The organism is Candidatus Woesearchaeota archaeon (assembly GCA_018303405.1).
Taxonomy (GTDB): domain Archaea; phylum Nanobdellota; class Nanobdellia; order Woesearchaeales; family JABMPP01; genus JAGVYD01.
Genome location: JAGVYD010000014.1, coordinates 50,267 through 75,402 on the forward strand (window position 1 = coordinate 50,267; position 25,136 = coordinate 75,402).

Here is a 25,136-nt window from a genome sequence, read left to right on the forward strand (position 1 = left end):
TATAAAATTACTGCTAATGGTTATGAGGGAGCCGGGACACTTGTGCACAATTACACAAGCGGTGTCTTTCCGCCGTAAAGTGCAGAGAATTTGCCGCCCTTGAATTCCAGCGTGAAGATATCTGTGTTCACTTTGGTCGCCCTCATTTTGACGACCCTGATATTTCTGTCAATTTTGCGCGCCCGGGGGGCAAGTTCCACATGGATTATGCCATCCGCCAGGAAATCTTCAATTTGGTATTCGCCATATTTATCTCCTGTTAGCCGCATCTCAGAAATCAAAAGTGAGGTAATTGACAAATCGCGGAAAAATTCAAACAGGTAAAACAGCTGTGTCCTTGCATTGGCAAAATCTGAGAGCACGTAAAGCGCTGACAGCGAGTCCAGTGCAAAAATGCCCAAATCACAGTTTTCCCTGACTTTTTTCAGTATGTTTTTCAGGACATTCAGCCAGTCGCCGGCCTGTTTGTCGCTCAGTGATTTGACTTGTTTTCTGATTGCCCCGAGGTCAGTGATTATCATTGCGCCTTTTCCTGATTTTACCCTCGCAACTGCGTCATTGATCTTGCCAATGTCATCCAAAATGACCAAGTTGATTTGCTTCAGGTCAAACCCCATGTTCACAAGGTGCTTAACCAGGCTTTGGTAGGACTGTTCCAAAGACAAGTAAAGGCCGATCTTGCCTTTCAGCGCCTCGTTGTAAAGAACATTGAATGTAATGGAAGATTTCATTGTGCCGGCTGTTCCAGCTATAAGAACTACATGGCCTTCAGGTATGCCACCCTGTATTTCACTATCGAGATTGCTTATGTATGTTGGCACCCTTCTAAGCTCGAACTCTCCCGCCATCTTGACCTCTTTTTTGTTCAACTGCCATGCATCGCATTATGCATGAGCCAATGCCCTGTGCAATCACATATTATATTGTTATTATATTAACCTTATATTAACCTTGAATATTATGTCTTATGGGTTATATATTTTATATATTGCCTTTTCATGGTGGACATTGCATCCGGCAGTATTTCGCTTTTATGGGATGTTGATTGCTTAATGCTTATTTAAGTTTTGTGCTTCAGCACAGTCATTTTACCCTTTCCTGTTGTCACGACTATGCTCACCTTTGCAGCATCAAGGCTTGAGCCCACTATCATGCCATCTGTCTTGTATTCCCAGATTTTCTTCCCGATGTACCTTCCAGGCGGGATTGTCATGATATCAGAATAGCTCCCTGACTGCTGTGTAATCCCTGCAACACCAGGCACATAATTCAGCAGGAATTGGCCTTCAGCATCCAGGACATACACTGAATGATCGTATGAGCATGCGACAATCTCAAGCCTCCCATCCCCATCCACATCAGCCGCTATTGGAGGGGCAACGACCCAAAAGCTGGTTTCGTAGCTCCAAAGCTTGTTGCCATCTGAAGCCAGCGCATATACCTGGTCATCACAGCATCCGAACAATACTTCCATTTTTTTATCGCCGTTTATGTCCGCCAGTGTGGCAGAAGAGGGAATGCTGGCCCCTGCCTTGTATGTCCAAAGGACTTCGCCATTATGGTCAAAGAGGTACAAAAACCCGTCATTTGTCCCCACGACAATATGGTCTTCGCCGTCCCCGAAAACATCGCCAACTGCAGGCGATGCAGTGATTTTTCCCTGGCATTTGTGCTTCCAAACCAGCTTGCCTTCAATGGAAATGCAGTACAGGGTTCCGTCATTGCTCCCAAATACAAGGCGCCTTTTCCCGCCCACCATCAGGAAAGCAGGGGATGACTCAATTCCGGATGCTGCCTTGCTAATCCACTTAAGCCCGCCCAGGCTGTCAAGGCAATACAAATTTGAATCGCTGCTGCCGAAAAGGATGTCCTCAATCCTTTCATGCCCGTCAATGGAAATAAGGGGCGTTGTCTTTACCGGGCCTTTTGCCTGGAACTCCCACATGTAATTGCCATTTGAGTCAAGTGCATAGACCGAGCCATCATCCCTGCCAAAGACAATCTCCATGTTGCCGTCATAGTTGATGTCCATTATCCTTGGCTCTGATTGTATGGATTCTGAGAATTCTGTAGGCTGGAACAATTGCTGCATGTCTGTTTTTGCAGCCTTGGCTGGCGAAAACACCCATTCGATCTTGTCTTCCTTCACGGCAAACAGCCTGCCGTCCTTGGTGCCGAAAACAGCCACATGCTGCCTCATTTTGTCGAGGTCGGCAATGATAGGCCTTGTGGTTATGTCAGTCTTGATATCTAGGCTGGAGGACATCTCAAGCCTGCCTGTCCTTTTTCCAAGAAGATGCTGCACTGAATTGTAAAGTCCCATCCAGGCTCTACCATATTTTGGCGGATATATAAATTTTTCTCAGTGGCGCATAAAGGACTCATTTATTGAAAGGCGTTAGATGTAAAAATAGGTTGGAATGCCTTTGCAAATCTTTTTAAATGACCATTATTATCACTGTGTAATGGATGCAAATAGACGTGTTGTTATAACAGGTGCCGGAGTTGTTTCCCCTATAGGCAATGATGTTGAAACATTCTGGAATAATTTACTTGCGGGAAAGTCAGGCGTAATTGCAGTTGATGAAGACTGGATTGGCAGACAGACTGAGGTTATGGACCGCGGTGAAAAAAAAATAATTGATGTTTTTCAAACACGTGTTTACGCACCGGTTAGGGATTTTGATGAGAGCAGGCTTGGCTTCAGGGAAGGCCAAAGAAGCGATTTTGTCTCAAAATTTGCAATCGATGCAGCTCGACAAGCTATTGAGAATGCGGGCCTGGAAACTAGATTGGTTGGCCCGGACAAGCAGAAACAATATGAAATTCTTGGGATTGATACAGATCGGGCTGGTGTAATGATAGGAACGGGCATCGGCGGCCAGACAACAGATGTCGAAAATTATGAAAGATACTTAAAAGGTGATTATAGAAACATTAGCCCATTGGCAGTGCCAATGATTATGGCAAATGCTGTGCCCGGAATGCCTGCTATAAAATACAAGTTTCACGGTCCATCGGGCGTAATTGCAACCGCATGTGCAACAGGAACAGACACCATTGGACATGCATATCAGCAAATTATTCTCGGAAAAGCTGATTTAATGCTGGCTGGTGGTTCTGAAGCTCTGCTTAGGGATGGAGGTTATACATTTTATCTTTTTAATAAGGCAGGTGCAATGACAACAAGGCACTATGACGACCCCACAAAAGCCAGCCGGCCATTTGATAAAGACAGGGATGGGTTTGTGATGGGAGAAGGAGCAGGTGTACTAGTGCTTGAAGAGCTTGAACATGCAAAAGCAAGAAATGCACCAATACTTGCTGAGGTTGTAAATTATCATTCAACAACTGATGCATATAATCTTACAGATCCTGATCCAAATGGCACACAAGTAATCAGGCTTATGAAGGAAGTTATGGCTGAACGAGGCATTGACCCAAAAGAAGTTGATTACATCAATGCACACGGCACATCAACAATAAAAAATGATGAAGCTGAAACTCAGGCAATAAAGGCTGTTTTTGGGGATCATGCGTATAATCTATTGGTCAATTCATCTAAGTCAATGATTGGGCATTCGTTGGGCGCCAGCGGGGCACTGGAAGCAATTGCCACTGCACTTTCGCTCAAGCATGGCAAGGTGCACCCGACAATTAATTATGAAACGGTTGATCCTGGCGACCCCAAAATACCAGGCTCGGCCCTTGATTTAAATTTTGTGCCTGATGTGGCAGTTGTGCAGCCGATTAGAATTGCTTTGACTAATTCTTATGGATTTGGCGGGCATAATGCAACTTTGCTTTTGGCAAAATATGAAGGCTAATTTCCGATTTTAGTATTTTGTTTTATTCTTGGGCTTTGTCCGAAAAGTTAGTTTGGGCATCAATTTTGCGAAGTCCATTCCAGGATGGGTTAGGCATTTTTCGGGGTTGCAGAGGAGAAAAATGCAATTTGCGAGAAGCTGCAATGCTGAGCGGATGCCCAAACCAAGCCGAAAGGCGAGTTTTCGGACAAAGCCTTATTCTAGACAAAATTTATATAACCCCTATTGTTGATTGAGACAATGGACAATAAGAACAACAATCACAAAAATAATTTGCACAATAATAAAACCAATGGAAAGAATGGCAACCATAAAAATGATAATAAAAATAATCACAATAACCAGAAGGCAGAAGACTTTGAGGGATTATTCTGGGCTGACCAGCTGGCTGAAGAGATTATTGGCAGGGAAAAATTTCGTTATCTGGAGCAGGAAACTCCCAAATTCGACAAATTTACAGTGAAAACTTCTGCTTCCCTGTCAGGCGTTCTCCATATAGGGAGATTGAGTGATACAATAAGGGGAAGCTCGGTTTACCAGGCCTTGAAGGATGCCGGAGCCAAGGCACGGCTGATCTGGGTGGCTGAGGACATGGACCCCTTGCGAAAAGTCCCTGAAGGAGTGCCCAAAGACTATGAAAAATATATCGGGATGCCAGTTACAGACCTGCCGGACCCGGAAGGATGCCACAAAAGCTATGCCGACCACCACGTTGCCGAGTATTTCAAGGTCCTGGATGAATTCGTGACTGAAAAAATGGAAAAGTTTTCCATGCGCGCGGAATACAAGGCAGGAAATTTCAGGCCTTATATCAAAAAAATCCTGGACCAAATCGAGACAATAATTGAAATCCAGAACAGGTACAGGACTAATGCCCTGAAAAAAGGATGGTCGCCCTGGACCCCGATTTGTGACAATTGCGGGAAAATAATTACCCCGAAGGTGACTGGCTTTGAAGGCGGCAAAGTCCAGTATGTTTGCAAGGATTATGCATTTGAAAAATATACTGCCACAGGATGCGGCCATCGTGGGGAAAATGACCCTTTGAAGGGCAATGGCAAGCTGGTCTGGAAAAGCGAATGGGCAAGCCAATGGGCCTTGTGGAAAGTTGTTTCAGAGGGCGCGGGAAAGGAATACCAGGTGCCGAACAGTGCATTCTGGATTAATGCTGAAATTGTGGAAAAGGTGCATGGCTTTCCGAGCCCGGTCCCGATTTTTTATGAGCATTTGATGATTGACAATGTCAAGATGTCAGCCTCGCTTGGCAATGTGGTTTACCCGTCGGACTGGCTGGAGGTTGCGTCGCCCGAGCTTCTCAGGCTTTTTTACAACAAGAGGCTCATGACCACAAGAAGCTTTTCCTGGAAGGATTTGCCTGTTTTATATGATGAGGAGGATTATTATGCAGGTGTCAGCGCCGGCGAAATTATCCTGGAGAACAAGAAGGAAGAGGCGCACATCAAAAGGCTCTTCCAGATATCCCACGGCCATGCTGAAACCAGGACATGCCCCGTGTCATTTTCCCATGCAATTGTTGTTTCCCAGATCTCAAACAAGGATGAAGACATAGTCAAGAGCCTGAAAAAAACAGGGCAGTACGATGACGCCAGGAAGGATATAATTTGGGAAAGGATTGGCAAAGTCAGGAGATGGCTTGACAAATATGCGCCAGTCGAGGCAAAATTCGAAGTCATGGAAGAGATTCCAAAGGGATTGTCATTGAGTTCAGCACAAAAAAAAGCGCTGCACACTCTTGCCGGGAGGCTTTTGGAAAAAGAATGGCAGGAAAAGGAGCTTTTTGAGGAAATTTATGCCATTGCGAAGGAGCTGGGCATGCAGGGCAGGGAGGTTTTTGAGGCAGGCTACAGGGTTTTGCTGGACAAGACAAGGGGGCCAAAGCTCGCCCCATTTATTTTGATGCTTGGCAGGGAAAAAGTGGCAGGAATGTTTAAAGAAGTGTAGTGCATCGGGCTTGTGGGCAATACTGCCGACTATCAGGATATTATTTTTTCGCTGTTTTCTTCTTCTTTGGCGGCATTATGGAATAAACAACTGTTTTGTATGTTTTATGGGGCCTGAATTTTTTCTTGAAGAACAGCATGGGGGCATCGCTCCCGCCAAGGTTGACCTCATGGAATTTCATTTTTTTGAGGTATGACAGCTCATCGATGTATGCTGTTTCGCCCAAGCCATCAGCACTGTAATCAAGGATGCCTATCGCGGAGTAGGCTTTTTTTGAGTTTGGGATTCGCCAGCCGGCTGAAATAGTTGCCGGCTTTCCATCAACAAGAATGCTCCTTGCATAATCGCAGCCCTTGAAATTATTGTCAATAAGCTTGATATATTTCCCAATTTCTGCGCGGTCTCTCAGGGCCCTTTTTCTCACCCATCGCTTTACAAGCTCCTTCAATTGCGATTTCTTGAGTGACCTGGATGAGACAATCCTGACTTTGTGGAAACGATAGAGCCTGTTGCGCAAATTGCGGATTTTTTTCCAATTTTTGCCGGGTATATTTTCGTCAAAGCCTTTGATCTTGAACAGCGGCCAGTGGAGCGAGTAGTTTATGCGCGGGAAATGAAATTCATTTTTTGCCTTCTTCATGACAGACTTGCGCAAATTTTCCCGCGTCTCCACAACAACCTTTTTTGCCTTGTCGTGCCCGATGGCGAAGTTAACAAAGTCAATAAAGATTTTCTGCCTTATTTTGGCAGGGGCAATGACCTCGTCAAATGTGTGCCATGTGCCTTTGCGGCCGCGCAGCGCAAGAACTCCCATATGTTTCCCAAAGTGGACAAAAACAGGCCTGCACCCTTTTTCCCCCATGTAAAGATAATGCTGATAATTGTGCTCTGGCCCGGTGCCGTATTTCCTGATTGCCTTAAGCACAATTCTTTTATGCGCCTTAAGCTGCAATATTTTTATTGCCATTGATGAATCATTGACTGATATCTATTTATGTTTTTTTATATTTTATGATTGAAGATGTGCATAAAGTAGAGTAGGCAATCATAAATGGAAAAAATCACAGGCAATGATAAAGAAAAACACAAAAATTACTTTGCTTCCGGGTTTGGGCTTTCAAGCTGGGAATTAAGCTTGTTGGCATCAATCTCTGTCATATTGTATATTTCATGCTTGATGCCGTACCTGTCCAGGGCTATTGTGAAAATCCTGTTGATCATCTCATTATAAGTGATGCCAAGAGATTTTGCCGCTTTTGGCAGGGTGTTGTCAGCGCTTATGCCTGGATTTGGGTTTAATTCGAGGACATAAGGCGTTCCATCTGCTGAGAGCCTGAAATCAATTCTCCCGTAATCCCTTGCGCCAAGAATCTTATAAGTGTCGAGGGCAATCTTCCTTAGCTTGACCTCCAGGCTTTTTGGCAGGTCTACGGGGCATATCTCAACGCTTTTCTGGAAAATTTCGCTTTCCTTGTCCCACTTTGCATCATAGGTGAAAATCCTGTGCATACCTGGCTCAAGCTCGCCAAAGACAATTTCACTGACAGGCAAGGCCTGGGCTGTGCCATTGTTGCCCCACACACCAACTGCAAACTCCCTCCCGTCAATATACTCTTCCACAAGGGCAGGCTGGTTATATGTGCGGATAATGTAGCTGACCCTCCTCATTAATTCTTTCTCATCATTTACAATTGCGTCATTGGTTATGCCAATGCTGTTGTCCATGGCAACTGGCTTGACAATGAGCGGGAAAGTCAGGTCAGGGCTCACTTTCTTGTTCCTGGAATAGAAAACCTGGAATTTCGGAGTCGGGATGCCGTAATAATTCAAAATTTCCTTGACTTTGACCTTGTTCATGCACAGTGCAAGTGTCAATGGCGCTGAGCCTGTGTAAGGGATTCCAAGAAGCTCCAGCATCGCCGCGACATGAGGCTCAAAGAAGCTGTTGCCATTAAACCTTTCGCAGACATTGAATGCCATGTCCACATTTGCCTTTCTGAGCTTCTCAAAGGTTTTTTCATTCACATCAAAGAATGACACTTCATGGCCATACTCCTTAAGCGCTGTGACAACGCTTCTGCCAACTTCGACAAGGTCGTCCTCGACTTCCTTGAACTCATTATCCTCGAAGACATTTGAAAGAACCGCGACCCTCATAAGCGCACCCTCGGTACATTGATTGCACAGAAATTTTTAGACAAAACTGTCACAGTCTTGGTTTTTGAGAACAGACTGGATTTCTCATGGCTGGATTGGTCAACTCTGGCTACCATTTTTTGCTAGTCGTTGCTGTTTCCAGCCGTTTTAGTTGGTTAATTGAGATTTTCATTTCAATTTTTTATAAATTATGTCCTAGCTAATATTTAAATATTTTTATTTTGCGCGGAATTTTTTTGGAATTTTGATGAAATTTGATAAAAAAATGGCTGAAATCGGTTCTAATCGCATATTTTTGCCTAAAATCAGCAATAAAACCGCAAAAGCAAAAAAAATTAGAATAAAAAAATGCAAAATCCGACCGGAATCAATCAACAGATAATTAACAAATACATTTCAGGCACTCAACTAATCATTGTCATCAGGGTCATTCCCATCAAAATTGTCTCCCCAGTCATCGTCTGAATCATCATCAAAATAATTTTTCCATGGTCCTTCCATCCTTCTCACCTCCTTAAAGAGTTTTGATTTCCGCCCCTCTTGGCATTGCTTCTCCGCACTCAGGGCAATATTCCTCTTCCTCATCCATCAGATAGCCGCACATTGGGCATTCGAGCTCCGCCATAATCATCACCCCGATGTCCGCTAAAAGTTAAGGCAGGGAAATTGATGCAGGACAGGTGCATTGCAGTTTCCTGTTTTCAGTTTCTGCAACCCGATTCCCCCACTTCCATTTCTCATGCCTTTCTTCTCGCGACTTTTTTGTTTTTTTGATTTTTTATTATTTTTCTATTCAAGGCAGGAGTGGCTACATAGTTTTTATGTATTTAAATCTTATCTTTCCGCATATCCTTCTCTGAAGCTCTATAATGGCATCCCGATTTCGTGCATCAATTCCACGTATGATGCAGCGCTCCATGCCTGTGCCTTGCATCCCTGCGGCTTAAGCCTGGAGGCAGAGCTTACTTCTGAATGGTGCCCTAAGAATCCCTGGTATAGTATGTCGCTGGTGCTGGAGTTAAGGATGCCCTGGATTTCCTTGGAAAATCCCCTCCGGCTCACTTGGTGCATTGAGATTGCTGCCAAGTTGTTGATAAAGTACCATGAATCACCGCGATGGTAGCTTTGGTTGTTTTCTCCGGTGTAGTCTTGGGTAAACAATGGAGAGCCTTTGTCAATGGTTGCCAGCCCGCCCCAGCCCAGCCATATTCTGTCCAATGCATATGAGAAGACTTTCCGCCATTGCATGCCGGATAAGAGTTGTGGGTAGATGTAATGCGCAAGGAAGACATTGGGTCTTTGCGTAGCATCCCCGAGGCCATCGCACAATTTTTCCCCGTCATAAAAGAGCTCCCTTGTGCTTTGCGAGTAAATTTTCTCTGATTTAAGGCAGAAATCATAATTTTCAGTGTCTTTCAGGAGTTTTGAGAGTTTTTTTGCCACTTCCAGCATTTTCAGGAAAAGGCATTGAATCTCAATCCTCTTGCCTTGCCTTGTGTCCCCTCCATAATCGGTGTCCATCCATGTTTCCAGCGGATTATTGTAAATCAGGCCCCTGTCCAGGTATTTCTCCATAATTGATTTCAAAGAAAAATCAAGCTTGTCCTTGAAATACAGAAGGTCCTTTTCAGGCAGGATATCATCCAGCAGCTTCCGCTTTTCAAGCGCTTCTATAAGGTCACCCAGCCTCTTGAATGCCCATCCCACAGAATCAGCGCTTGCCAGTTCTGACTTCGGAAACCTATTGGTGAGGCGGCCATCCTCCCTGAGCTGGCGCAGCAGGCGCTTCAGGATTTTTGCAACAAGCTTATACTGCTCCTGGGCAATCAATGCCCCGAGTGATATTGCCTCATCCCTGCTCCAAAACTGGAAAAACCATGGCAGGCCTGCAAAAATCCCATCCTCGTGTGGGATTGAAACATACAGTGAATCGATGGAAGCGGATGCGCAAGCATATGCAACTGCAAATGCCGGGTCTGGCAATGCAAATTTCTGGGCACCCAGTCTTTTTTGGTGGCTTTCAATCTCATCCTGCCACTCATGCGCATGCCTTTGCAGTTTATCAGCATTTTCAACAGCTTCCTCCTGAATGTCAGAAAACCCAAATGAGAGGCTTAATGCTTTTTCACAGGCAATTGAAAATGCCCTGAACACGTACAATTCCTTTGGGGAGGAATTCCTTTCAGCATCATATGGATAATAGTCCTTTTCCCAGGTCTGGAGCAGCCCGACATCCTTTTCATTGAAATTCCCCTTAATTGCGAGATAAATTGAGTAGGCCTTTTCATTGAGCGTGCTATCCTGGAACTTGGCGTATTCGACGATAATCAGGCCATCCTGCCTTGAGATGGAATAAATCCTCCCCTGGTCATTAAAATCATAGATTTTCCTGCAGTCAAGGTAAACAGCCAGCTTTCCGGTGAATTCCTTTACATTGTACTGGAAGGAGTCGCTGTGCGGCATGAAAAAAGTCTCAGAGATATTTCCTGTTTTCCTTTCGGCACTGCCCGGCCTGACAAGAATGGCTTCAGCCGGGATGGCGTTGGAAAGCGATGCATCATCCTTGTTGTACAGCTGGATCTTGTCAACTGTCTTGAATAATTGCCAGTCTGCTGCTGGCTCACTGCCTGGCTTTGGCCTTAATTCACGAAAGAAATGGCAACCTGAAAACCTGCTCGGATTTTGCCCGGCAGATAGGGACAAGTATCCGCCTCTCTTGTTAGTCAGCAGGAATTCTGCTGATTCCACCTCTTTTTCAGCGTGGTGACCCGCTAAATCATATGATATTTTCACCATTGAACAAATCTTCCGGCCAAAATTGACTAAATGGCCTATTCCTCTTCGATTTCTGAAGACTCCCCGATATTGATTTTCTTGAATTTGCCAGCAAAGACTGAATTTGCCCCGATTATGGACATGTGCAATTGGGTATTCTCAATGCGGGTGTTGGCATTTATTATGCTGTCCCTGAGGATGGAATTCAGTATTGTCACATTGCTTGCAACTGAAACATATGGCCCGACAATTGAATTCTCTATTATTGCGTCCTTTTCGATGTGGACTGGCGGGATAATGATTGAATTTTTTGTTTTGGCGCCCATCATGCTCCTTTTGTCCAGGAAATACCGGTTGGTGTCGAGAAGCGCCTCTGCTGTGCCGCAGTCTTTCCAGACCTGGACTTCAAGGGACTTGAATTTCGCCCCCCTGTCAATCATCATCTGGAAGGCATCCATCAGGTAGTATTCCCCCTTGTTCATCTTTTTCTCCCTGAGCATCTCATTTATGCACTGGAACATCAGCTTGTAATTTCTGACATAATACAATCCGATGTTGACAAGGTTTGAGATGGGAGGGTCGGCCTTTTCTGAAATTTTAGTCACATCCCCGCTTGAATCTGTCTTGATTTGGCCAAACCTTCTTGGGTCTTCAACGCTTTTGACAAAAATCCCGCCGTCTTCCTTGATTTTTTTTAGCTCATCGATTTTAGCGTCGGAAATTGTATCAACGAACCAGATTACGACATCTTCCTTTATGTACGGCTCCGCAAGCTTGACGGCAGTTGCCTGGCCGTTCAGCACAGTCTGCTCGATGAATCTTGTCCTGAACTTGTAGTTGGCATTGACGAATTCCTCAATTTGCTCGCCGAGGTAGCCGGTTATGAAGATTATCTCTGAGATGGACTTGTTGCCTTTTATGCTGTCAAGGATATGCGCAAGGACCGGCTTCCCCGCAACTGTCACAAGGGGCTTTGCCTTAGTGTAAGTGTGCGGCCTCAATCTTGTGCCCATTCCTGCTACGGGTATGATTACCTGCATTTTTACGGATAATTCAGAGGTATATTTAAAATTAATGCCATTGCGCAGACCTAAATCTCACCCCTAAAGAACTTTGCCGCCTCTTCAGGGGGAACCGTGTTGATGTATGCTTCTGTGCCAATTTCAAATCCGGCGAGCCTGGCTATTCGCGGGGTAAATTCAAGGTGAAAGTGAAGATTGCGCCCTGGCGGCGCATTGTGGAGGTAAAAATTGTAAGGATGGCCCAGTTCCTTTAGTTTTGCGAGCACCTTTTGGAAAATATCGGCAAAATCCTGCAATTCAACATAGTTGAGGTCCTGCATGGACGTCAAGTGCCTTTTCGGGAAAAGCCATAATTCATAGTTATATCTCGAAGCATAAGGCGTAAATGCTGCAAAATACTTTGTTTCGATGCATTTTCTGTAGCTTCCTTTCTCAATATCGACAATCCTGCAGTAGGGGCAGTGGCCTTTTTCCTTCTGGAAGGATTCAGCTGCATCTGATTCCTGGCGGATTATTGACGGAACCAGGTTCATGGACAGGATTTGGGTATGGGTATGGACAAGGGAGGCGCCGCCCTCCTTGCCGTGATTCTTGAAAAGAACAACATATTTTGCGCTCGGATTTTTTTGCAGCTCCTTCATCCTGAGGTTGTAGACTTTGACAACTTCAAGTATCTGCTCTTTGGCCAGGTCGTGGAGATGCTGGCCGTGCTGCGGAGTTTCCACCACGATTTCATGCATGCCATAGGGGTTTGAAAACGTGAAAAAATCGTTGTCAGTCCTTATTTCAGGGGTTCCTGCGAGCTCAGTGGCCGGGAACTTGTTCGGGAATACCCTTACCTGCCATGAATTTGCCTTTTCAAGCCTGTAAATTTCAGGAGGCGTCAAATGCTCATTTCCCGGGCAAAAGAAGCATATTTTTTCACTTTGCGCAGATTCCTCTGGCTTGAACTCCCTCGGCCGTGCACCCCTGCCGCTGGATATGATTGCCCACCTGTCCAGAAGATAATCCTTCCTTAGCTCCATTTTCCATCCTTTTTTGCGTCTTTGCTCCCAACAATCAACCAACAATCAACCGATAAATTGATTATGGGCCCTCATAAAATGAAACTATGCTATTTTCAGGCGCTGTAGAAAATCTCGGCTGGTGCCTCGGTCTTGCCATCGGCTCGCATTCTCTGATTTGGCATGAAGATGCAAATTCCTCTTGCAATCTCCTTTGCATATGCTTCTGTGGCAATAAAATGCTCGCATAACTGATGGCAAGACTTACATTTTCTACAGCGCCCTATTTTCAGGCAAAGCCTAATGCTTGTCCACTGCCATATTGTGCGCCCGGATGTAATTCTCGGCAAAATTTTTCCAGTCCGACGTCGAGCTGATTTTCTTGGCCTCATACTTGTTTGCAATCCTTTCTTCCCGCGTCAGCTGCGTATAGTCAAGCAGTATCTGCTTGAGGTTTTCAACAACGCTCCCGTCATTCCTGTTCATCCTGTTGACAACATAAATCCCTGGAAACTTTGATGGCTTGCATTCCTTGCAGATATACCTGCCAAACCCTGCAAGGTCTGTAGTGACTGATGCCACCCCGAGCGCTGCAGCCTCAAGAGGCGTGTAGCCCCAGGGCTCATAGTATGAAGGGAATATTCCCAGCTGCGAGCCGAGGATGGCCTCATAATAATTGAGGTCCAATAATCCATCAGAGCCTGTGAGATAGGTTGGGTAATACACAACCTTGACTTTGTCATCCTTTGAATTTGTAAGGCCCTGCTCGGCAAAGCCGTTGAGGATTGAATCATGCGCTTCGTCATAGAGGTCATGTGTTGCTATGGGCGGCTTGCCGGATTTTTTTAGCTTAAGCCCCTTTTTCTTGAGCTCCTTTGTAAGCTCGGCGCCAAAAACGCTTTCTGCAGTTATCGCAGCGCCTGTTGCCATGGAAAGAATAAGGCTGTTTTTTATGTCGGGCAATGAGTCTTCAATGGATTCATGGATGTCCATGAAATTTGCCCTGCTCTCCAAAACTTCAGGCTTAATGCCGCGCACATTTGCAGGAATCCAGAAAAATGCCACAACTGTCTTGTTGCTTTTCTCTTTCTTCATGATTTGGTTAAGCTGGCCCAGCGCCTTCACAAATACATCAATCCCCTTGTCATGGTATTCATACCGGCCGACGATAAAATAGATGTATGTCTTGGCCAGGTTAAATTGGTAGTAGGGGAAGAAATAATAAATCAAAAAAGATTTTATCCTGGTTTTCAGCAGCTGGTGCTTGATGGCAATTTCCTCCATGGTTGGAAATTTTTCAAGATGAAGTCCGTTGGGCAGCAGCAGGTCAGGCTCCTTTCCCAGCAGGTGCTTTGCTTCTATGCCGGTGATTTCACTGACAGTGGTAAAGATATCCGCATTGTGCGCCGCAGCTTTTTCTGTGAGGTGCTTGGCCTGTATCCCGAATTTTTTTGCTTCACTGTCGCCGTCCAGGGTTCCAAATTTGTTGTAAAGGTCAACATTGTTGGATGCAAGTGTCCTGCCAATCATCGTTGCATGGGTTGTAAAAACTGTCGCAACCTTGCTGTTTGCTGCCTTAAGGTAAAGCAGCCCGCCGGCTGACAGCCACTCATGGAACTGCGCCACAACTTTTGCATTGGATGATTTTGCAACAGCATCGATCAATTTGCCGGCAGAGTATGACCAGATAGTCGGCTCATCGTAATCATGGAAGTGGGTGCCCAGTGAATCAATTTGAAATTTGCTCCACAACTCTCCCTTTATGGCATTGCCTTGCGATGAGAATGATGTAAAATCAATCAGGATCGTTGAAGGCCCCCCTCCAATCAGCCATTTCCCGAAGTGGCATATGATGCCCTCGCGCTTTAACGCATCAAATATATCCCTCAGTTGGTGCGGCGGGACAGTTTCGTGAAATTCCCCTGTTGCCTTGTTTGGAAAATATGGGCCAATCAGATAATAATTAGCATAAGCGCGCATCATTGATTCAGCTTTGCTGCTGACTACTGTGTAAATCCCGCCGACCTTATTGCAAACTTCCCATGAGACTTCGAAAAAAAAGTCTGCTTTTGGCTGTTCGGCTATAATGGTCACCTCTTTGATGTCTCTTTTGTAATATTTACATGAATGATGTTATTATTTACATTATTAATAATGTTAGTTATGAGAGTGTTTTATGAGGGTATTTTCCTTTGGTATTTATCAGTTTTTATGTATATCTTGACCATATCCCTTATATATGCTTTATGCATTGCCAGTATATAAACCTATACCTTCTATTGGCGCAGGACAATGCGCCTCACTGCACAAATACTTTATCGTTTGGCCAATTGTCCCGTATCTTGCCCGAATCAAGGTTGAATTTATTGTAGTTATGCAGCATAGTCAGGCTCTGGGTTAAGGGCAGTGAGATGGATTCCTGTATGGATCCCTTTCCAAAATGCCTGTCAAGCATTGGAGCAATTTCAGCATTGAAAATCTCAAGTATGTCAGTATCAATCCGCGATTCTACTGTTATGATGAATACCAGCTGGCCATTCATTTCACCCAGGTCACTGGAAACCACATGTTTCAGGAATAAAGGTGTTAATTCGCCTGGCTGGTAAAAGGCATCAAGGAATTGCTTGCGCGTAATGCCATAACGCAGCTTGATCATGTACATCTGCCTTGCGCTGAAAACCTGGGTTCCATCCTTCCAGTTGTTAACATGGGCAAAATAAGTTAGGATGCCTTTTTGTTCCAGCTCCTTTCGTTTGCGGTTTACAGTAGCAACGGGCAGCTTGGCACGGCTGGCAATCTTATTGTCTGATGATCTGGGATTTCGAATAAGCTCAGAAAGCATTTTGGTTTCCTTGGCGTCAAAAAGGTGCATGAATGTGCTAAAGTGCATGATATATAAATATGTTATGATTTTGCATAAAATGATATAAATATTCCAAATATAGAATAAAATATGGTGATTTTTATATAATAATCATTAAAAGTGAGATATAATTTGATAGAAAGTTTTCAGAGAGTACCGGAGCATTGCTTGGCTGTGAGTTCTATTATTCAGGCTATAGATGAGGGAATATTGCAGATTGGCTAAGTTACATAGGCTCTGTCCAGAGACTTGGTTTTGGCATCAAGGTTGTGAGACTTATCAATTCTCACATAAGGCATTTTTCGGAGTTCCAGAGAGAAAAATGCAATTTCTTCCTGGAGTTGAAGGCGAACAGATGCCAAAACTCGAGCCGAAGGCGAGATTCTGGACAGCGCCATTTACATAGTAAAATTTATATACTCAGTTAATATTTTTCATATTGGAGAGTGTATATAATAAACATTGGTGGATTGACATTAATAACAGTGTTAAACTTTGCTGCATACAAGTTTATTGCACTACGTGAAACGTGAGTTAGTTGGATGCTTAGACAATGGTAGGCAACACACCTTGCCCAAATTTGACCTTTTTTATAAATTCGCAAAAGAGGCTATTATTAAAAAAGTAAGAGGACCTGATGAAAGTATTAATGTTCGGGTGGGAATTCCCCCCGATTAGCAGCGGTGGCTTGGGCACCGCATGTTATGGCCTGACAAAAGGCTTAAGCAACAAAGGGGTGGAAGTCACATTTGTCCTCCCAAAAGGCTATTCTCCGGATTTTGCCGACCACCTAAACATTGTTTCTGCTGAAGGCATTAGGCTAAAGAATGTCAAATTCAGGCCTATCAAAAGCCCACTTAGGGGGTATATTGATTCCGCTGCTTATGATGAAAAAATAAGGAATATGCTTATCAAAGGATGGGGGGGCCATAATGCAACTATTTATGGCAATGACTTGTTTGATGAAGTTGAAAGGTACGCGGAAAAGGCCAAAATTCTGGCCCAGCATGAAGATTTTGATGTGATTCATGCGCACGACTGGATGACATTCAAGGCAGGCGCTAATGTCAAGACAAGTACAGGCAAGCCTTTGGTTGTGCATGTGCATGCCACAGAATTTGACAGGACAGGCGGAAGCCCGAACCAGCATGTGTATGACATTGAAAGGGAAGGCATGCATGCTGCTGACATGGTTATTGCTGTCAGCAATTTCACTAAAAACAAGATTGTCCAGCATTATGGCGTGCCGGCAGGCAAGGTAAGGGTAGTCCACAATGCTGTTGAATTGTCTTCTCAGGCTCATTTTTTTAACGCGGGGTCCGGAAAAAACAACGGGGAAAAGGTAGTGCTTTTCCTCGGCAGGGTCACCCTGCAAAAAGGTCCGGACTATTTCTTGTATGCAGCAAAGAAGGTTCTGGACCTCGACCCCCGCGTTAAATTTATAATTGCCGGGACGGGTGACATGATGCCCTTCCTGATCAATAAGGCAGCAGAGATGGGAATCTCAAAGAATGTGCTCTTCACAGGATTTGTGACAGGCACCGATGTTGACCGTGCCTACAGGATGGCCGACCTTTATGTCATGCCATCTGTTTCAGAGCCATTTGGCATTACACCGCTGGAAGCAATGAGGAATGGTGTTCCTGTCCTGATTTCCAAGCAAAGCGGTGTATCAGAGGTTATATCCAATTGCCTGAAAGCTGATTTCTGGGATGTTAATGACCTCGCAAACAAGATGATGGCAGCATTGAATTACCAGACCATGAATCGCTCGCTGAGAGAGAATGGAAGCTTTGAAGTGAGAAAATTCTCATGGGAAAATTCAGCAGAGAAATGCATTGCAGTTTACAACGAGGCCAGGCAGGCTTCGATTGGCAGGGGCAGGGGTGTTGCCTGATGGTAGATGTCTGCTTTTACTTCCGAAGCAAATCTTTTACAAAAGATTTGATAGAAAAGATGGAGGCTCAAAGCCTCCAAACGCTAGGTAAAATAAAACAAGAGTGTCGCGGTGACGCCTGTACCAGGTGGATAGCCAAATGGTAGATGTCTGCTTTTACTTCCAGGTTCACCAGCCTGAAAGGATTAGGAATTACCAGGTGTTTGACATAGGCCATCGCAGTGATTATTTTGACGACCATAAAAACAGGGCCATCATTGAGCGGGCCAGCCAGAAATGCTATTTGCCTGCAAACAGGCTTATGCTTGAGCTTATTAGCCAGCACGGCGGAAAATTCAAGATAAGCTACAGCCTTACAGGGGTGTGGCTCGACCAGGCTGAGAAATTTGCGCCCGAAGTGATTGAAAGCTTTGAAAAGCTGAATGAGACCGGCTGCGTGGAATTCCTTTCTGAAACATACCATCATTCTCTATCCTACCTTTATTCCAAGGATGAATTCAGGGAACAGGTTGATTTGCACAGGAAAAAAATAAGGCAGCTTTTTGGCCAGGCCCCTAAAATTTTCAGGAATACTGAGCTCATCTACAATAATGAACTGGCGAATTTCATTGAGGGGATGGGCTACCAGGGAATCATGGCAGAGGGATGGGACCATTACCTTGGATGGCGGTCCCCCAATTTTGTCTACCGCCCAAAAACCTGCAAGAGCATCAAGCTGCTTCTCAAGAATTACAAGCTGAGCGATGACATTGCATTCAGGTTTTCAAACCACGACTGGAAAGAGCATCCGCTGACAGCGCCAAAATATGCCGGATGGATAAACAAAGTGAACGGCAATGGGACAAATGTAAACCTGTTCATGGATTATGAGACCTTCGGCGAGCACCAGTGGTCAACAACCGGCATTTTCAAATTCCTGAAGCAGCTGCCCGGCGAGATACTCAGCCATCCTGACAACGGCTTTGTGACTCCGTCGGAGCTTGTGGCAAGGCATGAGCCAAAAGATGAAGTGGATATCCACAGCTTCCTTTCCTGGGCAGATGTTGAAAGGGACCTCTCGGCCTGGATTGGCAATGACATGCAGAATGCGGCATTGCGCGAGATCTATGCAATGGAAAAAAGGGTCAAGGAAACAGGGGATGAAAGATTGATTGCGGACTGGAGGAAATTATTGACATCTGACCATTTCTATTACATGTGCACAAAGTGGTTTGCCGACGGTGACGTTCACAAGTATTTCAACCCGTATGATTCGCCTTATGAGGGGTTCATTGCCTACATGAATGTGCTGAATGATATAAGTGGCAGGATATTGGGTGCAATGCCCCGGCAGCAGAAATCAGTTCCAGGCACAGCTGCCAAAATGTGGGCCAATGTTGCCCTTAGCGAAAATCCGAGCAGGATTATTGGCGGCCAATGATGCTGCTTAGAGACCAGTTGCCTATTATCAAAAAAGAATGAGAATTGAAATGAGCGGGACAGAGGATGCTGACAATCTTTTGTTCCAGGCATTCAAGCAAAGAAGAGGTGAAATTTTGGGCAAGGAAAAGAAAAAGAGGGTAAAGGCTGAAAAAAAGCACGCGAGCTATGACAAGAGCTGCGAGCCAGGCCAGGCATTTCATGCAATTGACGGTTCGAGCTATGCCAGCTTAAGTGATTTTGCAAATGCCCTTGAGCACATGTCTGATGACACTTTTTATTACCATGTCACAGACAGCAAGAATGACTTCCATAACTGGATAAAGGATGTGTTTCAGGAGCCGAAATTGGCTGAAAAGCTGCTCCATGCAAGGACCAAGGAAAAGCATGAAGTGGTTATGCTTCGCTATTTGCATAAGTCAGCCTGATTCCGGCTGATTTTTGCAGATGAACAATTGTTAAGAGGGTATACCATTCTGAAATAGTAAAAATACAAAGCTTTATAAATAATAAGCCTTGGAATCATTCAGAAAAGGGGTCTGCAGTCATTTTGATGTTAATCAAAAGGCTGCACCGACAATAAATAATTAAACAAAACCGAATGGGGGGATTGTGCATGAAAAAGCTATTATATGCGATTGCAGCAGTATTTGTGCTGGCAATCAGTGTGGTTTCAGCAGCTTCCGTGGAGCCAGTTTATATGGAGGGCAACCCGGATTGTGAGGACCTCGGATTTGACAACGAATATAAGATAGATCCACCAGCAGGTGGAATTTTCTTTGACGGCGCGATTACAACCATCTTGGACAGCCAGTTTGATTGGTCTTCAACCTTTGGAATGGATGCAGTGATTGCAAAGGGTGGCCCAAATGCCAACGTATATTATTATGACCCAGCATCCTTCGGTGATACTGATTTGACGTCACCGACTAATCCAGCCAATGGAAAGCCATACGACCTCAGCCACATGACATTCTGCTGGGATGACGGCGGCAACGACGTTCCAGAGTTCGGCGTTATCGCAGCCATGACAGTTCTTGGCGGCGCAGGCTATTTCATCTACAGGAAAAGGAAGTAAATTTCCTTTCTTTTTTTTCTATTTTGTCAAGAACCACCGGTCAGAGACTAGTGGAATGTCATGTTTAGTTCCACAGACCTCGTGGTTCTTGAGCATGATCAGAATTTTCCAACCGAGTGAGAGAAAATGCAAGCAAAGCTTGCCACCAGTCACAGACTGGGTGGAAAATTCTGACATTTTAAATTGATTCTGATTATGTTGAATGTTCTGACTACACCTATACTGAATTTTTGATGTGAGGTTTTGTTATAGTAGAAGTTTTGATCTATTGGAATTTTGCAGCTTTAATTTCTCTGGCTCGTGAACCTGGTCCGGTTTGTTGCCCAGTAGATGATGATATACAATGCAAGGACAATCTCGGCCAGGAGCATCAGTGTCAAAAGCTCATCCTTCAGGACCGGAAGCGGTTGTGAGAAAATAATCGCCTTTCTGAGCAGGGATACTGACAGTATGAATGGGTTGAACTGGATTATCCTCAGGATGTCAGAAGGGATATTCTCTATTGGTATGAGCAGGTTTGAAAACAACAGCAGGCTTGAGGATATGAGCGCTGAAGCAAGTATGGTTATTGACTCTGAGCGGAAAATTACACCAATCAGGGCCCCGAACAGCACAAAGAAGGCAGCCACAAGAATGCAGATGGCAAGCGTGGTCCACAGGTTTGTCACAATTGTGTTGAAAAAGAATGCAAAGGCTATGCTGAGCATTATGATTATCTGGACGCTGACCAGGCTCAGGTTTGTGAGGAAATCTGCAATAAAAAAGACTATTTTATGGGTTGGCGACACTGAGTTGCGGAACTGTGCAGGGGAATTGTGCTCAACCACGAATACTATTGCGGCGAGGAAAATGCCTGCGAACATTATTGATATGGCCATCAGTGTGGGAAAGACAAAGTCCAGGTTGGAGTTGTAAGTGCTCAATGCCTTTATGTTCGCAGTGGCGGGTGATGCAAGCTGCTCAGCTTCGACGTCGCCAATTGAGCTCAGCCTTTTCTGGATATCTGCCAATGATGTTTTCAGCCTCTTTGCCACTTTGCCGCCTGTGGACGCCAGGCCCGAAATTGCCGCATATTGGTCGCTGCTGCCCGATAGCTGCTGCTCGACAGTGGCGTAATTGGAATTCAGGTTTTCGACCTTGACGCGCAATGCCATCAGGCTATTGTTGATCGTGCCTGCATAAGATGAGCTGAAAAGGTTATTGATGTAATTTTCATGGCCAAGGATGATTTTCTGGTAATTCCTGTAGGTCTGGAAATGCTTGTTTTCATCAGACTCGCTGAAATCCCCGCTCCTGACCAGGAGGTCGGCAAAGTCAAGCACATCCTTTGAGTCTGCCATTGCTGAGTCCACAGTGGATTTGACAGAGCGGATTTTGCTGTCGACGGAATCAATGTCGGATGAGTTGAGCCTGATGCTTCTATTGAGGCTGTCAAGGATTTCCTTTGCCTCGCCCGACCGTGTGATGATTTCTGCATTGCTCCCTTCCAGCGTTTCAAGGTAGGCAAGGTCTTTGGCCATTTCATCATTGATAAAGCTGGCCTTGCCAAGCAGGTCATTCGTGATGCCCGCAGAAATTTCCTTTGACCTCTCCTCGAGCTTGGAATACAGCCTGTCCCTCACGACCCAGGCGAGGTTGAGGTTTGAATAGTCGATGAATATTGAAATCTCATTGTTGGCTCCGCCAATTTCCATGCCAGGCGGGAAAATAACGCAAGTGTGCGCAAGCCCGATTTTCACATTGTCTATGCAGGATGCTTCCGAGGATGCTTTCACCGTCTGGAGCGGGTCTGCATTTAATTTTGCGATAAATGAGTTTGTCAGGCTTGAATAGCCGCCAGAATAGATGCTTACCTTGATTTTGTATTCGCTGAGATTGTCGAATGCTATCCCGGCTAGGAAGATTATGAGCAATGGAAGCAGGATAAAGACAATGGCCCACCACCTGGACTTAAGCATGATGGTCAGGTTCTTCTTCATGATCAGGCCGATTCTTTTCATTTGGTTTTTGTCTCCGGAGCTTCATTAATTTGTTTCAGTAGCTTATTTATCCAGGAACATCTTGAAAAGGGTGTCCATGGACGGATTCCTGATTTCAAGATTCTCAATGTCTTCGTTGGTCAATACCCTGGATAGTGCATTGTTGATTATGTGCTCCTGCTGTTTTGCCTGGAGGATTATCCTGTTTTTCCTGGAGTTTGAATGCTTGACTTCTATGAATGGCAGGCCAAGGATTTTTTTCAGAACGGCATCATATTTGCCGTCTCTCGTTATAATCTGGATTTCCTTTATTTTGGAGTGGAATTGCCGGAATTCGCTGGTTGTCCCGAAAAACGCGACCTTCCTTGTATGGAGAAAGACAATCCTGTCGCAGAAATGCTCAAGCTCGGAGAGAAAATGGCTGGCAACAATGATTGTTGTCCCCCTTCTGTTGATATTCTCCATTACATCCCACATTTGAACCCTGAGTATCGGGTCCATGTCAGCAGTCGGCTCGTCGAGAATGAGGATTTTGGGATTGTGCACAATGGCGCATGCAATGTCCAGCCTTTTTTTCATTCCCCCTGAGAGGTTTTTGCCAGGCATTGACACAAAGTCATGCAGCTCCACAAGCTCAAGCGCCTTTTTGATATTCTGCTCCTTAATCGACTTGCCGAGGTTATATAGCCCTGCAAAATAATTCAGGTTTTCCGAGACTGTAAGCTCAGGGTAAAATGAGGGGTCCTGGGTTGAAAAGCCGAAGAGCCTTTTGTATGATTCAGGGTTTTCCATGCCCGGCACAAATTTCCCTGCAATCTTGGAGCCGTACATGACCCTCCCTGATGTTATGGGATAATAGCCTATGATGGCATTCAGCAGGGTTGTTTTCCCAGCTCCTGAGACGCCCACAATCCCAAGCATTTCACCTTCCCTGATGTTCAGGTTGATATTTTGGAGGATTTTCTTGCCGCCAAGCTCCACTGACAGGTTCTCAAGCTTCAGAAGTTGACCTTTGATCTCGCTTGCCATGCCTTTAAAGCAGGTGTGCTCATTATTTAAAGTTATGGATGCAGATATTGATGGATAACTATAGTTATTTTTTCCCTCGAAATAACTATGTCTTAGTAACAAAAAGGCAAAGCTTTATAAATGAAGCATATTTACAATCCGCATAACAGCATATTGCTGTTAAAATGGGGTGTGAATGATTGAACCTGGTCTTGTCGCAAGGCTGGAACCAGGTGGAAATAATAATAAAATGGGGGTAATAAAATGAAGGCTATAGCAACAATTTTGATGGTCGCACTCATGCTTGTGGGTGCAGTGTCAGCAGTTGATATGACAATAACACCACAGTTGGTCCACTTGGATCACACCGATTCCAAAGATGTGGTTGTGTGCGTGACAAAGGCAGATAATTCGCCATACACAAATCTGGACTTGTACATCACCTCAGAGTGCCAGGATTTGGACAATGATGAAGTCTGCAGTGTTGCAGAGAATGGCAATGCAGCTGGAATCTTCAGCGCAACTGTCAAGACCTCACCAACCGATGCAGCTGGATGCGGAGAAGTTACACTCGCAACCAACGCAGCTCCAGGCGGAACATTCGCATACAGCGTCTTGAGCAAGAATGGCGCAGTTGATGTCGATTCAGAAGGCGCACTTGCATATGTCCCTGAATTCGGCGTTATCGCAGCCATGACAGTTCTTGGCGGCGCAGGCTACTTCATCTACAAGAGAAGGAAGTAAATTTTCCTTTCTTTTTTTTCTCTTTTGTCAAGAACCACCGGTCAGAGACCAGTGAAATGTCATGCTTAGTTCCACAGACCTCGTGGTTCTTGAGCATGTTAGGAATTTTTCACTTGAAAGTTTGACATTGGCTTTCCAGCCACCAGTTAGAAACTAGTGGAAAATTCCAAACATTTTATCTGATTTCTTCACATTATGGCATTATAATCTTGACTGGTGTTTAATGTAAAGGTTTATCAATAAGCATTGATTACACCAACCACACAGTAGTGAATATTCATATAGTGGATCAGGCAGGGGACAATCCATGAAAATAGCGCAAAAATGGAAGGAATTGAAGAAAAGAACAGGGCTCTACCAGTTTTTAATCCGGTCTGTTGTCTTCTTTAGCATATTATTTGGCCTGTATTTTGCATTGTTCCTCTGGATTAGGCATCTGCCATTCTTTGTCAAATACCTGGCAATAGGCGACTCATATTATATTCCCTGGCTTTCCGGCCTGAGAAAGACTGATTTTTTGAATGCCATTGTGTTTGCAATCATTGCATTTGTTGTATGGAACAGGGAATCCATTAAGGCTGTAAAGCCCACCCGCAGGAGATGGGGCGAGACAGTGTGGATGGCCTGCCTTTCCCTGCTTTCTATTGCAGCCCATTATTTCCTGAAATATTGGATAAAGGTCAATCCCGGCCAGGCAGCTGCATCAGCTGGCTTCCTTACAGGCCTGAAATACCTTTTGCTTCTGTGCTTTGTGGCTTTCCTCGGCATGGCCGTGTATACACTTGACTTCACCAGGTCTTTTGGCAAAAGGCACTGGAAGTCTATATTGACATTTTTGGCCATCGGCGCTGTGTATTTCTATATAATACAGCTCTTCCAGAAGATATGGTATCACTTGTCCTATTTTGTTGCCAAGACAATTTACCATATGCTCTCGCTGACATTCGACAATGTTTATTTTTCACCTGGAACAGTTACCCAGGGGCCAAGGCTGGGCGTTGAAGGGTTTATGGTTGGGATTAGCGACGCCTGTTCTGGCATTGATTCATTGCTGCTGTTCCTTTCCCTGTATACCCTTTTGCTTGTCCTCGACTGGAAGAGGCTGGACTTAAAGAGGATGTTCATCCTGTTCATCCCGGGCATTATCGGCACTGTCGCATATAATATCCTGAGAGTTTATGTTCTGCTCTTGGTCGGTGTCTATTATGACCAGCAATTCGCCATTGACACTTTCCATACCAACATAGGCTGGATACTGTTCCTTGCCTTCTTTATGCTGTTCTGGCATTATGGAAGCAAATGGGTTTACCTGCCCAGGAACAAGAGATAAGGCGTTTCTATATAGCTTATATATGAAAATAAATAGGAGTAGCCTATATTCTGATATTGTAACTATTAAAT

Annotated in this window: 20 protein-coding genes; 8 read left to right on the forward strand and 12 right to left on the reverse strand. The window is 44.8% G+C overall.

Annotation, left to right across the window (positions count from 1 at the left end; genetic code table 11):
* Window positions 1–50: 50 nt before the first annotated feature.
* Both J4227_05455 and J4227_05460 read right to left on the reverse strand, forming a co-directional pair.
* Window positions 51–848: a hypothetical protein gene (locus J4227_05455; GenBank protein MBS3109946.1), complete on the reverse strand. Its 798-nt coding sequence runs from the start codon at window positions 846–848 to the stop codon at window positions 51–53.
* A gap of 212 nt (window positions 849–1,060) precedes the next feature.
* Window positions 1,061–2,323: a PQQ-binding-like beta-propeller repeat protein gene (locus J4227_05460; GenBank protein ID MBS3109947.1), complete on the reverse strand. Its 1,263-nt coding sequence runs from the start codon at window positions 2,321–2,323 to the stop codon at window positions 1,061–1,063.
* Between the two features lie 142 nt (window positions 2,324–2,465).
* Between J4227_05460 and J4227_05465 the strand changes: the two genes are divergently transcribed.
* Window positions 2,466–3,827 carry a beta-ketoacyl-[acyl-carrier-protein] synthase family protein gene (locus tag J4227_05465; GenBank protein MBS3109948.1) on the forward strand — a complete coding sequence of 454 codons (1,362 nt, stop codon included), beginning with the start codon at window positions 2,466–2,468 and terminating at the stop codon, window positions 3,825–3,827.
* Window positions 3,828–4,067: 240 nt separating this feature from the next.
* Window positions 4,068–5,789: a lysine--tRNA ligase gene (gene lysS / locus J4227_05470; GenBank protein ID MBS3109949.1), complete on the forward strand. Its 1,722-nt coding sequence runs from the start codon at window positions 4,068–4,070 to the stop codon at window positions 5,787–5,789.
* Window positions 5,790–5,829: 40 nt separating this feature from the next.
* On the opposite strand, the gene J4227_05475 is transcribed toward lysS, so the two are convergent.
* The 8 genes from J4227_05475 to J4227_05510 all read right to left on the reverse strand — a co-directional run bounded on the left by J4227_05475 (window position 5,830) and on the right by J4227_05510 (window position 15,619).
* The gene (locus J4227_05475; GenBank protein ID MBS3109950.1) at window positions 5,830–6,756 is read right to left on the reverse strand and encodes a hypothetical protein; all 927 of its coding nucleotides are present in this window, start codon (window positions 6,754–6,756) and stop codon (window positions 5,830–5,832) included.
* A gap of 125 nt (window positions 6,757–6,881) precedes the next feature.
* Window positions 6,882–7,946, reverse strand: coding sequence for an ATP-grasp domain-containing protein (locus J4227_05480; GenBank protein MBS3109951.1), 1,065 nt, complete (start codon window positions 7,944–7,946; stop codon window positions 6,882–6,884).
* A gap of 514 nt (window positions 7,947–8,460) precedes the next feature.
* Complete coding sequence (locus tag J4227_05485; GenBank protein MBS3109952.1) at window positions 8,461–8,571, reverse strand: zinc-ribbon domain-containing protein; 111 nt, start codon at window positions 8,569–8,571, stop codon at window positions 8,461–8,463.
* A 239-nt stretch (window positions 8,572–8,810) separates the two neighbouring features.
* Window positions 8,811–10,742, reverse strand: coding sequence for a hypothetical protein (locus J4227_05490; GenBank protein MBS3109953.1), 1,932 nt, complete (start codon window positions 10,740–10,742; stop codon window positions 8,811–8,813).
* A gap of 35 nt (window positions 10,743–10,777) precedes the next feature.
* Entirely contained in the window at window positions 10,778–11,761 is a 984-nt protein-coding gene (locus J4227_05495) for a 2-C-methyl-D-erythritol 4-phosphate cytidylyltransferase (GenBank protein MBS3109954.1), read from the reverse strand.
* A gap of 50 nt (window positions 11,762–11,811) precedes the next feature.
* Window positions 11,812–12,768, reverse strand: coding sequence for a galactose-1-phosphate uridylyltransferase (gene galT / locus J4227_05500; protein MBS3109955.1), 957 nt, complete (start codon window positions 12,766–12,768; stop codon window positions 11,812–11,814).
* A gap of 279 nt (window positions 12,769–13,047) precedes the next feature.
* A complete protein-coding gene (locus J4227_05505; GenBank protein ID MBS3109956.1) occupies window positions 13,048–14,841 on the reverse strand; it encodes a glycosyltransferase in 1,794 nt (597 codons plus the stop codon).
* 205 nt (window positions 14,842–15,046) lie between these two features.
* Entirely contained in the window at window positions 15,047–15,619 is a 573-nt protein-coding gene (locus tag J4227_05510) for a winged helix-turn-helix transcriptional regulator (GenBank protein ID MBS3109957.1), read from the reverse strand.
* A gap of 628 nt (window positions 15,620–16,247) precedes the next feature.
* On the opposite strand from J4227_05510, the gene J4227_05515 reads away from it, so the two are divergent.
* The 4 genes from J4227_05515 to J4227_05530 all read left to right on the forward strand — a co-directional run bounded on the left by J4227_05515 (window position 16,248) and on the right by J4227_05530 (window position 20,004).
* A complete protein-coding gene (locus tag J4227_05515; GenBank protein MBS3109958.1) occupies window positions 16,248–17,507 on the forward strand; it encodes a glycosyltransferase family 4 protein in 1,260 nt (419 codons plus the stop codon).
* A gap of 139 nt (window positions 17,508–17,646) precedes the next feature.
* A complete protein-coding gene (locus J4227_05520; protein MBS3109959.1) occupies window positions 17,647–18,927 on the forward strand; it encodes a glycoside hydrolase family 57 protein in 1,281 nt (426 codons plus the stop codon).
* Between the two features lie 49 nt (window positions 18,928–18,976).
* A complete protein-coding gene (locus J4227_05525) occupies window positions 18,977–19,354 on the forward strand; it encodes a hypothetical protein (GenBank protein MBS3109960.1) in 378 nt (125 codons plus the stop codon).
* Window positions 19,355–19,542: 188 nt separating this feature from the next.
* Window positions 19,543–20,004, forward strand: a complete 462-nt coding sequence (locus J4227_05530; protein ID MBS3109961.1) for a hypothetical protein — start codon at window positions 19,543–19,545, stop codon at window positions 20,002–20,004.
* Between the two features lie 284 nt (window positions 20,005–20,288).
* Here J4227_05530 and J4227_05535 read toward each other — a convergent pair whose 3' ends face one another.
* Window positions 20,289–22,004 carry an ABC transporter permease gene (locus J4227_05535; GenBank protein MBS3109962.1) on the reverse strand — a complete coding sequence of 572 codons (1,716 nt, stop codon included), beginning with the start codon at window positions 22,002–22,004 and terminating at the stop codon, window positions 20,289–20,291.
* 42 nt (window positions 22,005–22,046) lie between these two features.
* Complete coding sequence (locus J4227_05540) at window positions 22,047–23,012, reverse strand: ABC transporter ATP-binding protein (GenBank protein MBS3109963.1); 966 nt, start codon at window positions 23,010–23,012, stop codon at window positions 22,047–22,049.
* A gap of 243 nt (window positions 23,013–23,255) precedes the next feature.
* On the opposite strand from J4227_05540, the gene J4227_05545 reads away from it, so the two are divergent.
* A complete protein-coding gene (locus J4227_05545; protein ID MBS3109964.1) occupies window positions 23,256–23,735 on the forward strand; it encodes a hypothetical protein in 480 nt (159 codons plus the stop codon).
* 307 nt (window positions 23,736–24,042) lie between these two features.
* A complete protein-coding gene (locus tag J4227_05550; GenBank protein ID MBS3109965.1) occupies window positions 24,043–25,065 on the forward strand; it encodes an archaeosortase/exosortase family protein in 1,023 nt (340 codons plus the stop codon).
* Window positions 25,066–25,136: the final 71 nt, after the last annotated feature.